At 74.0% G+C, this 15,730-nt stretch carries 15 protein-coding genes; 10 read left to right on the plus strand and 5 right to left on the minus strand.

The annotated features are described in order from the left end of the window. Nucleotides 1-26: 26 nt before the first annotated feature. Nucleotides 27-2,363, minus strand: coding sequence for an endopeptidase La (lon, locus tag FIV44_RS08400; protein ID WP_141004049.1), 2,337 nt, complete (start codon nucleotides 2,361-2,363; stop codon nucleotides 27-29). A 197-nt stretch (nucleotides 2,364-2,560) separates the two neighbouring features. Here lon and FIV44_RS08405 point away from each other — a divergent pair, with 197 nt between their 5' ends. From FIV44_RS08405 to FIV44_RS08445, 9 genes are read left to right on the plus strand one after another with little or no spacing between them, the layout of a single operon-like run. Beyond that, on the plus strand, nucleotides 2,561-3,388 hold the full coding sequence (locus tag FIV44_RS08405; protein WP_141004050.1) for an amidohydrolase family protein: 828 nt from the start codon (nucleotides 2,561-2,563) through the stop codon (nucleotides 3,386-3,388). A gap of 47 nt (nucleotides 3,389-3,435) precedes the next feature. Further along, complete coding sequence (locus FIV44_RS08410; RefSeq protein ID WP_141004051.1) at nucleotides 3,436-3,960, plus strand: MSMEG_0572/Sll0783 family nitrogen starvation response protein; 525 nt, start codon at nucleotides 3,436-3,438, stop codon at nucleotides 3,958-3,960. Between the two features lie 16 nt (nucleotides 3,961-3,976). After that, on the plus strand, nucleotides 3,977-5,068 hold the full coding sequence (locus FIV44_RS08415; RefSeq protein WP_141004052.1) for an MSMEG_0568 family radical SAM protein: 1,092 nt from the start codon (nucleotides 3,977-3,979) through the stop codon (nucleotides 5,066-5,068). A gap of 2 nt (nucleotides 5,069-5,070) precedes the next feature. Further along, nucleotides 5,071-6,501 (plus strand): MSMEG_0567/sll0787 family protein, encoded by a 1,431-nt coding sequence (locus FIV44_RS08420; protein ID WP_141004053.1) that lies wholly within the window; start codon nucleotides 5,071-5,073, stop codon nucleotides 6,499-6,501. Between the two features lie 5 nt (nucleotides 6,502-6,506). Next, nucleotides 6,507-7,400: a carbon-nitrogen hydrolase family protein gene (locus FIV44_RS08425; protein WP_141004054.1), complete on the plus strand. Its 894-nt coding sequence runs from the start codon at nucleotides 6,507-6,509 to the stop codon at nucleotides 7,398-7,400. Nucleotide 7,401: 1 nt separating this feature from the next. Continuing rightward, nucleotides 7,402-7,698 (plus strand): MSMEG_0570 family nitrogen starvation response protein, encoded by a 297-nt coding sequence (locus FIV44_RS08430; protein WP_246087006.1) that lies wholly within the window; start codon nucleotides 7,402-7,404, stop codon nucleotides 7,696-7,698. Next, the gene (locus FIV44_RS08435) at nucleotides 7,695-9,038 is read left to right on the plus strand and encodes an MSMEG_0569 family flavin-dependent oxidoreductase (RefSeq protein ID WP_141004056.1); all 1,344 of its coding nucleotides are present in this window, start codon (nucleotides 7,695-7,697) and stop codon (nucleotides 9,036-9,038) included. The genes FIV44_RS08430 and FIV44_RS08435 overlap by 4 nt, the downstream gene beginning before the upstream one ends. Before the next feature lie 21 nt (nucleotides 9,039-9,059). After that, complete coding sequence (locus FIV44_RS08440; protein WP_141004057.1) at nucleotides 9,060-9,932, plus strand: carbon-nitrogen hydrolase family protein; 873 nt, start codon at nucleotides 9,060-9,062, stop codon at nucleotides 9,930-9,932. Beyond that, on the plus strand, nucleotides 9,929-11,035 hold the full coding sequence (locus FIV44_RS08445) for an MSMEG_0565 family glycosyltransferase (RefSeq protein WP_246086887.1): 1,107 nt from the start codon (nucleotides 9,929-9,931) through the stop codon (nucleotides 11,033-11,035). Before FIV44_RS08440 ends, FIV44_RS08445 begins: the two co-directional genes overlap by 4 nt. Here the strand turns inward: FIV44_RS08445 and FIV44_RS08450 are convergent. The 4 genes from FIV44_RS08450 to FIV44_RS08465 form a co-directional block, all read right to left on the minus strand. Then, the gene (locus tag FIV44_RS08450) at nucleotides 11,025-12,014 is read right to left on the minus strand and encodes a hypothetical protein (RefSeq protein ID WP_141004058.1); all 990 of its coding nucleotides are present in this window, start codon (nucleotides 12,012-12,014) and stop codon (nucleotides 11,025-11,027) included. The two genes, FIV44_RS08445 and FIV44_RS08450, sit on opposite strands and share 11 nt — an antisense overlap. A 64-nt stretch (nucleotides 12,015-12,078) precedes the next feature. Then, complete coding sequence (locus tag FIV44_RS08455; RefSeq protein ID WP_141004059.1) at nucleotides 12,079-12,756, minus strand: 3-oxoacid CoA-transferase subunit B; 678 nt, start codon at nucleotides 12,754-12,756, stop codon at nucleotides 12,079-12,081. Further along, entirely contained in the window at nucleotides 12,753-13,448 is a 696-nt protein-coding gene (locus tag FIV44_RS08460) for a 3-oxoacid CoA-transferase subunit A (RefSeq protein WP_141004060.1), read from the minus strand. The genes FIV44_RS08455 and FIV44_RS08460 overlap by 4 nt, the downstream gene beginning before the upstream one ends. Further along, nucleotides 13,448-14,632, minus strand: coding sequence for a thiolase family protein (locus FIV44_RS08465; protein WP_141004061.1), 1,185 nt, complete (start codon nucleotides 14,630-14,632; stop codon nucleotides 13,448-13,450). The genes FIV44_RS08460 and FIV44_RS08465 overlap by 1 nt, the downstream gene beginning before the upstream one ends. 72 nt (nucleotides 14,633-14,704) lie before the next feature. Between FIV44_RS08465 and FIV44_RS08470 the strand changes: the two genes are divergently transcribed. Continuing rightward, entirely contained in the window at nucleotides 14,705-15,598 is an 894-nt protein-coding gene (locus tag FIV44_RS08470) for a LysR substrate-binding domain-containing protein (protein WP_141004062.1), read from the plus strand. Nucleotides 15,599-15,730: the final 132 nt, after the last annotated feature.

Genomic DNA, 15,730 nt, shown 5'->3' on the forward strand with positions numbered 1-15,730 from the left:
CCTCCAGCCTGTGGAGAACTTCGCCGTCAGGCTGCGACGACGCCCTCGTCCGCGGCCACCAGCGCCCGCTCCAGGATCTCGGTGACCGCGCCGACCGGGGTGACGGTCAGTGCGTCCAGGATCTCGGACGGCACGTCGTCCAGGTCGGGCCGGTTGCGCTCGGGGAGGAACACCTCCGCGACGCCGGCGCGCTGGGCGGCGAGCAGCTTCTGCTTCACCCCGCCGATCGGGAGCACCCGGCCGGAGAGGGTGACCTCGCCGGTCATCGCGATGTCGGAGCGCACCGGGCGACCGGTCAGCAGCGACACCAGGGCGGTGACCATGGTGACGCCGGCCGACGGCCCGTCCTTGGGTACGGCGCCCGCGGGGAAGTGCACGTGGATCGACTGCTCGAAGGCGGAGGCCGGGATGCCGAGCTCGTCGGCGTGCGAGCGCACCCACGAGAGCGCGATCCGCGCGGACTCCTTCATCACGTCGCCGAGCTGGCCGGTGACGGTGAGTCCCGCCTCCCCGGACGCGGCCGAGGTCTCGACGTACAGGACGTCGCCGCCCATGCCGGTCACGGCCAGGCCGGTGGCCACGCCGGGCACCGAGGTCCGCTCGGCGACGTCGGGCGTGAACCGCGGCCGGCCGATCAGGTCCACCAGCTCGTCCAGCCCGATGTCGACCCGCGCCACCGAGCCCGACGCGAGCCGGGCGGTGGCCTTGCGGAACGCCTTGGCGAGCAGCCGCTCGACCTGGCGTACGCCGGCCTCGCGGGTGTGGTTCGCCGCGATCTCCCGCAGCGCGTCGTCGCTGATGGTCACCTCGTCGGGGGTCAGCGCGGCCCGCTCGAGCTGGCGCGGGACCAGGAAGTCGCGGGCGATGGCGACCTTGTCCTCCTCGGTGTACCCGTCGATCGAGACCAGCTCCATCCGGTCGAGCAGGGCGGCCGGGATCGACCCGACGTCATTGGCCGTGGCGATGAACAGCACGTCGGACAGGTCCAGGTCGAGCTCGAGGTAGTGGTCGCGGAAGGTGTGGTTCTGCGCGGGGTCGAGGACCTCCAACAGCGCAGCGGCGGGATCACCGCGGTAGTCCGAGCCCACCTTGTCGACCTCGTCGAGCAGCACGACCGGGTTCATCGAGCCGGCCTCCTTGATGGCCCGGACGACGCGGCCGGGCAGCGCGCCGACGTACGTCCTGCGGTGGCCGCGGATCTCGGCCTCGTCGCGGACGCCGCCGAGGGCGACCCGCACGAACTTGCGTCCGAGGGCGCGGGCGACGGACTCGCCGAGCGAGGTCTTGCCGACGCCCGGAGGCCCGGCGAGCAGGATCACCGCGCCGGAGCCGCGTCCGCCGACGACCTCCAACCCGCGCTCGGCGCGACGGGCGCGGACGGCGAGGTACTCCGTGATCCGGTCCTTCACCTCGTCCAGCCCGTGGTGGTCGGCGTCGAGGACGGCGCGCGCCGCGGCGACGTCGGTGTCGTCCTCGGTGCGCACCGACCAGGGCAGGTCGAGCACGGTATCGAGCCAGGTGCGGATCCAGCCGGCCTCGGGGTTCTGCTCGCTGGCGCGCTCGAGCTTGTCGACCTCGCGCAGCAGCGCCTCGCGGACGGAGTCCGGGACGTCGGCGGCCTCCACCCGGGCGCGGTAGTCGTCGCCGCCGTCGGGGTCGCCCTCGCCGAGCTCCTTGCGGATCGCGGCGAGCTGCTGGCGCAGCAGGAACTCCCGCTGGCTCTTCTCCAGCGACTCCCGCACGTCCGACTCGATCTTCTCGCTGACCTCCGACTCGGCCACGAAGTCGCGGGTCCACTCCACGAGCAGCCGCAGCCGCTCGCCGATCTCCGGGGTCTCCAGGAGCTGGCGCTTGCGGTCGTCGGAGAGGTACGGCGCGTAGCCGGCCGTGTCGGCCAGCGTGGCCGGGTCGTCGATCCGGGTCACCTGGTCGGCGACCTGCCAGGCCTCGCGGCGCTGCAGGAGACCGACGACGAGCTTGCGGTAGTCCTCGGCGAGGGCGCGGACGTCGTCGTCCACGACACCGCCGTCGACCGGCTCGGCCTCGACCCACAGGGCCGCGCCGGGGCCGGTCACGCCGCTGCCGATGCGGGCCCGGCCGCCGGCCTTGAGCACGGCCGCCGGGGCGCCGCCGGAGAAGCGGCCGACCTTCTCGACGCTCGCCACGACGCCGTACGACGCGTAGCGGTCCTCGAGGCGGGGAGCCACCAGCACGCGGGAGGTGTCCCCCGACTCGTTGGCGGCCAGGGCGGCGGCGTCGATGGCGGCCTGGGCGGGCTCGTCGAGCTCGACCCGGACCACCATCCCGGGGAGCACCACCACGTCGGAGAGGAACAGCACCGGAAGCTGGATCGGGTTCGTCATTGCCCCTTCATTCATGCATCGTCCAATGCGTTCCGGGTTCACCCTGTTCCGGCGTTCGCGGTGGGCGAAAACCCGCGGACGAGCCGCGCGAACCGCCCGACGACCCGGCACCGGGTAACAAGAACCTTACGGACCAGGTAGCACCCCGTATTCCTGGCGAAACCAGAGCGAAACAACCGGCTTGTGGACTTCTCTGCATGGACAGGCCCACCCACGACGCCCACCGGCACATCGGCCGCCTGCCGTCGTACGGCTTCTACGGCGGACCACCGGTCAGCCCCGACACGACGGCGCGGGCGACGGTCCGGGAGCTCTTCGCCGACCTCGACGCCGAGCGCACCGAGCGTGCCCTGGTCCTCCCGAACTACGGGGTCCCCGACCCCGATGTCGCCTTCGACCTCAACCAGCTCGCGATCGAGGCCGCCCAGGCCGACGACAGGGTGCGCTGCGGCCTGTGGGTCTCTCCCCGGGCCTCCGACAGCGCCCGCAACGACAAGGCGCTGGCCCTTGCCGCAGAGGCCGGCGTGGTCGCCCTGAAGACCAGCTTCCTGCTGGGCGGCGCGGTGGACGCGCCGGACTCGGCCGCCGAGCTGCACAAGATCTTCACCACCGCCGCCGAGCGCGACCTGGTGGTGCACGTGCACACGTCGCCCGGCGCGGCATCCGATGTCGACCAGGTCGGCAAGCTCGTCGAGCAGTACGGCGCCTCGACGCGGATCCACCTCGTGCACCTCGGCGGCGGCATGAGCGGCCACCTCAAGCTGATCGGCGGCCGGTTCTTCGACTGGATCGAGCGCGGTCTCCAGGTCTACACCGACACCAGCTGGGCGATCGGCTTCGCCCCCGCATGGCTGTGTCAGGAGATCCAGCGCCGCGGCGTCGGCCACGACCGGGTCCTCTTCGCGACCGACACCCCCTGGGGCGACCACGCCGGCGAGTACGCCCGGCTGGCCGCCGCCACCGACGACCCCGAGCTCACCGACGCGCTCTTCCGGGGCAACTTCGAGTCCCTCTACGGGGCCTGACCGCACACCCTCATCCCGCTGCACCGCCTCGCCACAAGGAGATTCCCATGACCGACCTCGACGCACAGATCAAGGCCAACATGGAGGCCTCGCTCGCCGAGATCCCCCACCCGTCCCAGCCCAAGGGCACCAACCTCTACGGGTCGACCAAGGTCTTCCCCGACTTCCAGGCCGAGGAGGGCGAGACCTACTTCACCCTGGTCCACGGGATCCCGCACGAGTCCTCGGTGAGCTTCGTCGCGATCCTCCAGGCCACCCGCGCCCTGAGGAAGGGCTTCGAGTCGGCGATCTACTTCTACGGCCCCGGCACGCTGGCGTGCATGTCGACCCGCGGCTTCCCGACGACGGGCGACTCCGGCTTCCCCGGCGAGCAGAACACGAACGGGTCCATCGAGACCTTCATCGCCGAGGGCGGGACCGTCTACTGCTGCCGGTTCGGCATGGGCCTGCACGGCCTGCGCGAGGAGGACCTGATCGAGGGCGTGGTGCCGACGCATCCCCTGGATGTCCAGGACGCCCTCATCTACTACGCCCGCAAGGGCGCCATCATCAACTCCACCTACAACCTCTGAACGGGCGGACCGGATCATGGCCGCGCCGGGTCTCCCGACGACCACTCCGGCGACCAGCTCCACCCGCGTGGACCTGGCCATCCAGGGCATCCGGCTCGCCGACGCGCCGGTGTCCCGCCGTGCGGGCGCCGGGCCGAGCGACGACGGGCACCTGCTGCTCGACGGCGTCGGCGCGGCCATCCCGCTCAACCCCCGCAGCCCCTACACCGTCCAGGGCGGCAAGCTCCTGCTCGACGGCGCCGACACCGGCATGGGCGTGGAGACCATCACCCGTCCGCGGTTCTACGACCTGAACACCGCGGACGGCGTGCCCTACGAGAAGATCGCCCGCCTGCACTCGGCCCGCGTCCTCGCGACGACCGTCGTGCAGACCTGCGTCCGCTACGAGGAGTCGCAGCGCTGCCGGTTCTGCGCGATCGAGGAGTCGCTGCGCCAGGGCAGCACGATCGCGGTGAAGAGCCCAGCACAGATCGCCGAGGTCGCGCGCGCTGCGTACGAGCTCGACGGCATCACGCAGATGGTGATGACGACGGGGACGTCCAACGGCCGTGACCGGGGAGCGGTGCACCTCGCGCGCTGCACCCGCGCCGTCCGGGAAGTGCTGCCGGACCTGCCGATCCAGGTCCAGTGCGAGCCGCCCGGCGACCTCGCCGTCATCCAGGACCTGTACGACGCGGGCGCGCGCTCGATCGGCATCCACGTCGAGTCCCTCGACGACGCCGTGCGCCGGCACTGGATGCCCGGCAAGGGCGCGGTGCCGATGGAAGAGTACCGCGCGGCGTGGGCCGAGGCGGTCCGCGTGTTCGGCTGGAACGAGGTCTCGACCTACCTGCTGGTCGGCCTCGGCGAGGACCCCGACGAGATGATCGCCGGGGCCGAGGAGCTGATCGCGATGGGCGTCTATCCCTTCGTCGTCCCCTTCCGGCCGCTCGCGGGGACCCTCGCCACCGATGTCGACCGGGTGCCCTCGCCCGACCCGCGCGTGGTCGCGAAGGTGACCGGCCGGGTCGCCGCCGCGCTGCGCAGCGCCGGGATGCTCGGCTCGGCGCAGTCGGCCGGCTGCGCCGCGTGCGGGGCGTGCTCGGCCCTGTCCTGCGAAGGAGCCTGACCATGACCCTCGACGTCTCCGTCCTCACCGGCCTGGCCCGCCAGGCCCCGCCGGACCGGCTCCGCGACCCGTCGTACGTCGTCGTGGAGGCCGGGCGCGCCGAGCTGGCGTCGTACCGGGCGCTGCGCCACGAGGTCTTCGTCCGCGAGCAGGGCCTGTTCGCGGACGAAGACACCGACCCGGTCGACGACGACCCGCGGACGGTGGTCCTCCTCGCCCGCGCCCACGACGGCGAGGCGCTCGGCGGCGTGCGCCTGCACCCCGCCCCTGCCGCCGACGGCAGCCAGCCCGCCCGCGATCTCGGCTGGTGGCGCGGCAGCCGCCTGGCGGTCACCGCCGACGCCCGCCTGCACCTCGGCGTCGGCGCCGCACTCGTCCGGGCCGCGTGCGCCCGGGCGGAGGCGGAGGGGGCGCTCCGGTTCGACGCGGAGATCCAGGCCCAGCACCGCCGCCTCTTCGAGAGGCTCGGCTGGCGGGTCCGCTCCGAGCGCGTCCTGCACGGCCGTCCCCATCTCGTCGTCGACTTCCCGGTCACCCGGATCCAACGGCTGGCCGACGCGACGAAGGCGCCGCTCGGCGGGCTGCTCGCCGAGCTCGCCGCGGGCGTGCCGGCCGGCTTCCTCGGCGACGACGCGGCGCCCGTGCCCGGCAGCGATCTGGTCGCCGCGTGCGACGCGATCCTGCCGGCGATGGTCGAGCGGGACCCCGAGTGGGCCGGCTGGTGCAGCGTGCTGGTCAACCTCAACGACCTCGCTGCCATGGGCGCCGCGCCCGTGGGACTGCTCGACGCCGTCGGCGCCCGCGACGCTTCCTTCGCCCGCCGGATCGTGCGCGGCATCGCCGATGCCGCGGCCGCCTGGGGCGTGCCCGTCCTCGGCGGCCACACCCAGCTCGGCGTCCCGGGCGCCCTGGCCGTGACGGCCCTCGGCCGCACCGCGACGCCGGTGCCCGGCGCGGGCGGGGCTCCCGGCCAGCAGGTCCGGGTCACCGCCGATCTCGGCGGCGGCTGGCGCCACGGCTACACGGGCTCCCAGTGGGACTCGACCTCGCACCGGAGCCCGGGCGAGCTGCGGGCCCAGGCGTCCGTCGTCCCCGCCCTGCGGCCGCGGGCCGCCAAGGACGTCAGCATGAGCGGGCTCGTCGGCAGCACCGGGATGCTCGCCGAGGCGAGCGGCTGCCGGGCCGTCCTCGACGTCGCGGCGGTGCCGGCTCCCGCCACCGCCGGCACCGCCGACTGGCTCACCTGCTTCCCCGGGTTCGCGATCGTCTCGACCGAGGACCGGGCTCCCGACAACGTCCGGCTGCCGGGCCACCTCGCCAGCGCCGTCTGCGGCGAGCTCGTCCCCGGGACCGGGGTCGGCCTGCGCTGGCCCGACGGCACCGTCACCGACGCCATCACGCACACCGTCACCGGATTGGGGACCGCCTCATGACCCTGATGAACCCTCCACTCGGCTCCGCCGTGGCCGCCGTCTGCGCCGGCTTCGGGCGCGACGTCGAGGAGAACCTCGCCCAGATCGCCGACCTGATCGAGCAGGCGCGCGCCGAGGGGGTCAGCCTGCTGGCCCTGCCGGAGGCCTGCCTCGGCGGCTACCTATCGGTGCTCGGCGCCGGGCGCGACGGCAGCCACGACGAGCAGCCCGAGGACCTGCCCCCGGTGATGGACGTCGACGGCCCCGAGCTGCGCCGGGTCGCGGCCCTCGCCGGCGACATGACGGTCGTGGTCGGCCTCTGCGAGTCCGACGGGACCGACCGCTACAACACCGCGGCGATCGTCACCGGCTCCGGCGTGCTCGGCGTACACCGCAAGGTCCACCAGCCGCTGGGCGAGTCGATGTTCTACGCCGCCGGCAGCGAGTTCGGCTGCGTGGACACGCCGGCAGGACGGGTGGGCGCGCTGATCTGCTACGACAAGGCATTCCCCGAGGCGGCCCGCGCACTGGCCGTCGACGGCGCCGAGGTGATCGCGTGCATCTCCGCGTGGCCCGCCTCGCGCACCGCCACCGGGGAGTCGATCGCCGAGGACCGGTGGACCAAGCGGTTCAACCTCTTCGACGCCGCCCGCGCCCTGGAGAACCAGGTCGTCTGGCTCGCCGCCAACCAGCACGGCACCTTCGGCAAGCTGCGCTTCGTCGCCAACGCGAAGGTCGTCGGACCGGGCGGCGACGTGCTCGCCACCACCGGCATCCGCTCCGGGATGGCCGTCGCGGAGATCGACGTGCCGAGCGCCCTGGAGACCGCCCGCCGGGCGATGTTCCACCTGCGCGACCGCCGTCCCGACACCTACGGCGCGGTGGCCGGCGCCCCGCTCCGGGAGCCGGTCCGTGCCTGAGATGACCTTCACGGTGCGGTGGCCCGACGGCCGGGTCGCCGAGCACTACTCGCCCTCGCTGGTGGTGCACGACCACCTCGACGTGGGCGCGACCTACCCGGTCGCCGAGTTCCGCGACCGCTCCGCCAGAGCACTCGGCATCGCGAGCGACCGGGTCCGGGCCCGCTTCGGCTTCGCGTGCACCTCCGCCGCGGCCAGCCTCGCCGGCATCGACGAGCTCGCGGCGTCGTACCCCGCCGACGCGGCCGTCACCGTCCTCCGCCTCCACCCGCCTCTCCCCGAGGAGAACCCGTCATGAGCAGCACGACCCCCACCCTCCACCGCGCCACCGTCGCCGTCGTCGGCGGCGGCCAGGCCGGCCTGTCCGCCAGCTGGTTCCTGGTCCGCGACGGCGTCGACCACGTCGTCCTCGAGACCGGGACCGCCGGCCACGAGTGGGCCGACACCCGCTGGGACAACTTCACGCTGGTGACGCCGAACTGGCACTGCCGCCTCCCCGGCTACGAGTACGACGGACCGGACCCCGACGGCTTCATGACCCGCGACGAGGTGGTCGCCTGGCTGTCCGGCTACGCGCCGACCTTCGGCCCACCGCTGCGCGAGCACACCCGGGTGACCGCGCTGACCGAGCGCGACGGCGGCGGCTTCCGGCTCGAGGCGACCGGCCCGGACGGGCCGGAGGTCTGGGAGGCCGACCACGTGGTGGTCGCCACCGGCGGCTACCACGTGCCGATCGTCCCGTCCTGGGCGCCGGCGCTCAACGCCTCGATCACCCAGCTGCACTCGGCCGACTACAAGTCCCCCGGGCAGCTGCCGGCGGGCGAGGTGCTGGTGGTGGGCTCCGGCCAGTCCGGCGCGCAGATCGCCGAGGACCTGCACCTCGCCGGGCGCCGGGTGCACCTCGCGCTCGGCGACGCCCCGCGGGTCGCCCGCTTCCACCGCGGACGCGACTCCATGACCTGGCTGGCCGAGATGGGGCTCTACGACACCGGTGTCGCGCAGTACCCCGGCGGCCTCGCCGCCCGGGAGAAGACCAACCACTACGTCACCGGCCGCGACGGCGGTCGCGACATCGACCTGCGCCAGTTCGCGGCCGAGGGCATGCGGCTCTACGGGCTCCTGGACTCGGGCGCCGGGACGCAGCTCTCGTTCCTGCCGAGCCTGCGCCAGGCGCTTGACAGTGCCGACGAGGTCTACCGCTCGATCTGCCGCGACATCGACCGCCACATCGACGCGCAGGGCATCGACGCTCCCCCGGCGACGCCGTACGTCCCCGTCTGGGAGCCGGCCGAGGACCCGACGTCGCTCGACCTGGCCGCGGCCGGGATCTCCACCGTCGTCTGGGCGATCGGCTACCGGCCCGACTACCGCTGGGTGGGTGCCGGGGTCTTCGACGGCAGCGGCCGCCCGACGCACACCCGCGGCGTGACCTCGCTGCCCGGGCTGTACTTCCTCGGCCTGCCCTGGCTGCACACCTGGGGTTCGGGTCGCTACCTCGGCATCGCCGCGGACGCCGAGCACGTCGCCGGCGCGATCACCGGCCGGACCGGCGCCACCATCGAGAGCGCTGCGGACCTCGCCCGGCGGCGGTCGCCCGGGAGCGGCGCACGGCTCGCGGACGTCGCGCTGGCGGGCTGAGCCCGGGATAGGTTGACGCCCGTGGGAGTCCAGCGCATCGGTGCCGTCGCGGCGCACTTCGGCCGCGACCTGGCGCGGGCGCTGGCGAAGATCGAGGGCATCGTGGCCGACGCGCGCGCGGCCGGCGTCGGGCTCCTGGTGCTGCCCGACGCCACCCTCGGCGGCTACCTGTCCGACCTGCGCCGGCCCGACCCCGCGGCACTGCCGCCCGGGCTGACCGAGGACTCGTGGGAGGTGCAGCGGATCGCGGCGCTGGCCGGCGACATGGTCGTCTGCCTCGGCTACACCGAGGAGGCCGTCCTCGACGGGCAGCCGCGGCTGTTCAACACCGCCCTGTGTGTGCACGGCTCGGGGGTGCTCGGGCGCCACCGCAAGGTGCACCAGCCCGCCGGCGAGTCCCTCGTGTACGACGCCGGGGACTCCTTCGCCGCCTTCGACACCCCCGTCGGCCGGCTCGGCCTGCTCATCGACTACGACAAGACCTTTCCCGAGGCGGCGCGTTCCCTGGCCCTGGACGGCGCCACCACGCTGGCGTGCCTGTCGGCGTGGCCCGCGTCGGTCACCGACCGCGCCTCACGGCTCCCGCAGGACCGCCAATCACGGCTCTTCGACCTCTACGACTGCGCCCGCGCGGCGGAGAACCAGGTGATCTGGGTGTCCTCCAACCAGACCGGCGTGATGGGCGGCCTGCGCTTCCTCGGGCAGGCGAAGGTGGTCGGCCCGGGCGGCGACATCCTCGCCCGGACGTCGTCCAAGGGCGGCCTGGCCGTCGCCGAGGTGGACGTCGAGGCCGAGGTGGCCCGGGCCCGGCGGGTGCTCCACCACCTCGAGGAGCGCACGCCCGCCGCCTACCGGGCGATGCGGTCCACCGACTGCGGCCCGCAGCCGGGATGAGCATGCGGATCGCGCTGCTGACCTACTCCACGAAGCCGCGCGGCGGGGTGGTGCACACCCTCGCCCTCGCCGAGGCGCTGGCCGATCTGGGCGCTGCCGTCGACGTGTGGACGCTCGCACGCGACGGCGACACCGCCTTCTTCCGCGCGGTCGACCCGCGGGTCGGGGTCCGGGCGGTGCCCTTCCCGCCCGTCGAGGACGAGGAGGTGGGCGAGCGGATCGTGCGGTCGATCGCAGTGCTCCGTGACGCCTTCGCGGCCGAGCGGGCGTCGTACGACGTCGTGCACGCGCAGGACTGCATCAGCGCCAACGCCGCCCTCCCCTGCGTGCGCACCATCCACCACCTCGACCAGTTCACCACGCCCCAGCTGGCGGCCTGCCACGAGCGGGCCGTCGTGGAGCCGATCGCGCGGATCTGCGTGTCGGCGGCGGTCGCCGCCGAGGTCGAGGCCGGCTGGGGACTGGTCCCGACGGTCATCCCGAACGGTGTCGCCGCCGAGCGCTTCTCAGCCGGCGCCGCCGACACCGCCGGCCGGGGCCGGTGGCGCGAGCGGATCGGTGGCCGCTACCTGCTCGCGCTGGGCGGCATCGAGCCGCGCAAGGGCAGCATCGACCTGCTCGAGGCGCACGCGCTGCTGGTCGCGCGGGAGCCGGCCATGGCCGATGTCCGCCTGGTGTTCGGCGGTGGCGAGACGCTCTTCGACTACCGCGACTACCGCGCCGCCTTCGAGGCGCGGGCCGCGGAGCTCGGCACCGCTCCCGTCGTTCTCGGGCCGGTCGCCGATGACGAGCTGCCCGCGCTGGTCGGCGAGGCGGCCGCCCTCGGATTCGTGTCGACCAAGGAGGGCTTCGGGCTCGCCGCGATGGAAGGGCTCGCCGCCGGCGTGCCCGTGGTGGCGCGGGATCTGCCGGTGCTGCGCGAGGTCTTCGCCGACACCGTCGCGTACGCCGACGGCGTGCCCGCGATCGCCGATGCGCTGGGCGTCGCCCTCACCACGCCGCCGACGCCCGCCGCCGGGCGTGACCTGGCGGCGCGGTACACCTGGCGGGCCGCCGCCGAGGCGCACCTCGGCTTCTACCGAGGGCTCGCGATCAGGCCCTGACGCTGCGACAGTCGCGGCTCTGCAGCCCGACGCCCTCCCAGTCCCAGCCCGGGACGCCGATCTTCGTCGTCTGGAACTCCTCGTCGATGCGCGCCCGCTCGCCGGACTCCAGCGCCGCGAGCCGCTCGCCGTAGAGCCGCGCGCGGTCCTCGGCGAGCTGGAGGTCGCTCGCCCAGGCCTCGGCGATCCCGGCGTCGGCGACCCCGTCGGCGGGGACGGCGGCGAGGTCGTCGTACGTCGCCTGCCACTCGTCGCGCAGCGCGCGCAGGTCGCCGACCATCGCGTCGGTCACGTCGAGGTCGTCGCCCTGCCGGACCGCGAGCACCACCTCCAGCGACGTGGTGGCCGCGTCGTCGTATCCGCTGGTCCGGCGCCGGTCCACGATGGTGCCGCAGGCGACCGAGGCGGCCCGCACCAGCTCCTCCGCCTCTGCTGCCGGGCCGGCGACCGCCGCCAGCACCTCGCAGTCGCGGCCGGCAAGACCGCTCGCCTCCGCGGCGTCCCGGTCGGCCGAAGCGAACGGCGCGCCCAGGGAGAGCTCGTCCTTGCTGAGCGGCCACCGGCCCGACTCCAGGCCCTCGACGCGGCTGCCGAGCACCTCGATCGTCTCGTCCAGCGGCGCGAGCAGATCCTCCCAGCCATCCAGTGCGGAGGCATCGGCAAGCCGGTCTCGATCGGCCTGCAGCAGGTCGCGCACGGCAGACATGGCATCGACCAACTCGCTCCGCTCCGCCGCGGACGGCGCCTCATCCTTCAGGCTGAGGGTGAGCAGTTCGAACCCCGCATCCTGCCCGGCCCGGAAGACCGCCTCGTCGCGCTCGTTGAGCACGGCCGTGCACTGCGCGGCCGCTGCGGCGATGTCGTCGACCGGCTCCGCGGGCCTGGTCGGCTCCGCCCCGCCCGCGTCGTCGGAGCAGGCCGCGAGCGCGGGCGACAGGAGCAGCGGCACGACCAGCAGGGCACGACGGCGCGACTTCATGCGGCGTTCCTACCCGGTCGCGCAGGCACGAACCTCACCGGGTCCGAGGTCCGGCGTCGCGGGGTCAGGCCTCCTTCGCCGCCAGCGGCACGCCGAGCCGGTCGCGGAGCTCCGCCAGGCCGATCCCCCAGGTGGCGCGGACGACGACCTCCGGGCCGCCGAGCTCGAAGACGCCGTGGTCGGTATACACGCGGCTCACGCAGGCGACGCCGGTGAGCGGGTAGGTGCAGGCCGGGACCAGCTTGGGCGAGCCGTCCTTGCCGAACAGCGCCATCATCACCAGCACGTCCTTGGCGCCGATGGCGAGGTCCATCGCGCCGCCCACGGCGGGGATCGCGTCCGGCCGGCCGGTGTGCCAGTTGGCGAGGTCGCCGTTGGCGGCGACCTGGTAGGCGCCCAGCACGCAGACGTCGAGGTGACCGCCGCGCATCATCGCGAACGAGTCGGCGTGGTGGAAGTACGACGCCCCGGGCAGCTCGGTGACGGGCACCTTGCCGGCGTTGGTGAGGTCCGGGTCGACCTGGTCGCCGTGAGCGGCCGGCCCCATGCCGAGCATGCCGTTCTCGGTGTGCAGGACGACGCCTTGATCCGGGGTCAGGTGGTCGGCGATCTTGGTGGGCTGGCCGATGCCGAGGTTCACGAAGGAGCCCTCGGGGATGTCGCGGGCGATCACCACGGCGAGCTCGTCCATGGTCAGCGGGCCGCGGTCGAGGTTCTCGACGGTGGTGGCGAGCGTGGTCATCGTGCCCCCTGCACGGTGTAGTGGCGCTCCTCCACGGCGACCACGCGGTCGACGTAGATGGAGGGCGTGACGACGGCCTCGGGGTCGAGGGTGCCGGTGTCGACCACGCCGCTCACCTGGGCGATCGTGGTCGTCGCGGCAGCGGCCATCACCGGGCCGAAGTTGCGGGCGGTCTTGCGGTAGACGAGGTTGCCGAGGCGGTCGGCGCGGTGCGCGGAGATCAGGGCGTAGTCGCCCTTGACGGGGTACTCGAGCAGGTACTCCCGCCCGTCGATGACCCGCGACTCCTTGCCGTCGGCGAGCGGCGTGCCGACCGCGGTCGGGCTGTAGAAGGCGCCGATGCCGGCGCCCGCGGCGCGCATCCGCTCGGCGAGGTTGCCCTGCGGGACGACCTCCAGCTCCAGGCGCCCGGCGAGGTAGAGCTCGTCGAAGACGTACGAGTCGGCCTGGCGCGGGAAGGAGCAGACCACCTTGCGCACCCGGCCCGCCTTGAGCAGCGCCGCGAGCCCGACCTCGCCGTTGCCGGCGTTGTTGGACACGATCGTCAGGTCCGTCGCCCCCTGCCGGATGAGGGCGTCGATCAGGTCGAAGGGCATCCCGGCGAGCCCGAATCCCCCCACCAGGACGGTCGATCCGTCCTCGATCCCGGCGACGGCCTCGTCGGCGGTGTCGAGCAGTGCGGTGCGGGCCATCAGCGCGCCTCGAGGTTCTCGAGGACGACGGCGAGGCCCTGGCCGACGCCGATGCAGATGCCGGCGACGCCCCAGCGCTGGTTCGTCTCGCGCAGCACCTTGGCCAGGGTGCCGACCAGGCGGCCGCCGGACGCGCCCAGCGGGTGACCGAGGGCGATCGCGCCGCCGCGCCGATTGACGATCTCGGGATCGATCGGCCACGCGTCGACGCAGGCGAGCGACTGCACCGCGAAGGCCTCGTTGAGCTCGACCGCCCCCACCTCGGACCAGCCGATCCCGGCCCGCTCCAGCGCCGCGTTGGCGGCCTCGACGGGGGCGTAGCCGAACGCCTGCGGCTCGAGGGCGTACGCCGCCCGGCCGGCCACGCGCGCCAGCGGCGCCGTACCGATCCGGTCGGCGGCCGCCTCCGAGCCCAGCAGGACCGCGGAGGCGCCGTCGCTGAGCGGCGAGGCGTTGCCGGCGGTGATCGTGCCGTCCTTGCGGAAGACCGGCGCGAGGCCCGCGAGGGAATCCGGTGTGCTGCCGGCCCGGATGCCCTCGTCGCGGGCGAGGTCGGTGCCCTCGACCGGGGCGACGAGGTCGTCGTAGAACCCGTCCTCCCAGGCCTGGTGCGCTCGCTGATGGGAGCGGGCCGCGAAGGCGTCCTGCCGCTCGCGGGAGATCCCGAACCGCTCCTGGAGCTGCTCGTTGGCCTCGCCGAGGCTGACCGTCCACTCCTCCGGCATCCGCGGGTTGACCAGCCGCCAGCCCAGCGCGGTCGAGACCGCGGTGACGTCGCCGACGGGGAAGGCGCGGTCCGGCTTCGGGAGCACCCACGGGGCGCGGGTCATCGACTCGACGCCGCCGGTCAGGACGACGTCCGCGTCGCCGGTCTCGATGGCACGGGAGCCGGCCATGACCGCCTCGAGGCTGGAGCCGCAGAGGCGGTTGACCGTGACGGCGGGGACGCTCACCGGGACGCCGGCGAGCAGGGCGGCCATCCGGCCGACGTTGCGGTTGTCCTCCCCGGCCCCGTTGGCGTTGCCCCAGACGATGTCGCCGATCGCGGCCGGGTCGAGCCCCGGCGTACGGGCGAGGACGGACGACACGACCGCGGCGCCCAGGTCGTCGGTGCGGACGCCCGCCAGGGCACCGTTGAACCGGCCGAAGGGCGTACGGACCGCTGCATAGACGAAGGCGCTCACGGATCCGACCGTAGGGCCGGGAGTTGATATTGTGAAGGATCAATATCTGACTCGATTGAGACGGTTATCGATATGGATCTGCTGCGCCACCTCCGGTACTTCGTGACCGTCGCCGAGGAGCGGCACTTCGGCCGCGCCGCCGAGCGGCTGCACATGGCGCAGCCCCCGCTCTCCCAGCAGATCCGCCGCCTGGAGGCCGAGGTCGGGGTCGCGCTGTTCGAGCGCACCACCCGGCGGGTCGACCTCACCCCGGCCGGCGCGGCCTACCTGGAGCGGGCGCGGGCGATCCTGGCGGAGGTCGACGACGCCGCCGGCGAGGCCCGGCGGGTCGCGGCCGGCACGGTCGGGCGGCTCGCCGTCGGCTGCGTCGGGTCCGCGACCTACAGCCTGCTGCCCGCGCTCTCGCGCCGGCTGGCCGAGGAGCTGCCCGGGATCGAGGTCGCGTTCCGCGGGGAGATGCTGGTCGCCGACCAGGTCGAGGCACTGCGGTCCGGCGGGATCGACCTCGCGCTGCTGCGCCCGCCGGTCGACGACCCCGGGCTGGCCGTCACGGCGCTGCGCGAGGAGCGGCTGGTCGTCGCCGTGCCCGCCGGCGACCGGCTCGCGACGCGCCGGCAGGTCCGGGTCGCCGACCTCGCCGGCACCGACCTGATCGTGCACTCGGCCGGCCGCCGGTCCGCGATGTACGACGTCGTGCGGCGCCTGTTCGCCGACGCCGGCGTGACGCCGCGGATCCGGCACGAGGTGGGCGAGACCTCCACGCTCGTGACGCTGGTGGCGGGCGGGCTCGGCGCGGCCGTCGTACCGGAGCCGGTGGGGGCGCTCGCCCTCGACGGCGTCGCCTTTCGCCCGCTGGTGCGGCCCGCGCGATCCGTCGAGCTGGCCGTCGCGCACCGCGCCGGGCGCACCGAGCCGCACCTGCACCGCACCCTCGCCGTGCTCACCGAGGTCGTGCGCGACTCCTAGGGCCTGGCTCCGGACGGCGCTGATTCATACGCTGTGCTTATGAATCAGCGCATTATTCGTCTTTGTGTTTCTGGATCCCTCCGTCCTAGCGTGAAGGGGCCGCGTGACGCCCGTCACGCCGCACCGGCCGGC

The organism is Nocardioides humi (assembly GCF_006494775.1).
GTDB lineage: Bacteria > Actinomycetota > Actinomycetes > Propionibacteriales > Nocardioidaceae > Nocardioides > Nocardioides humi.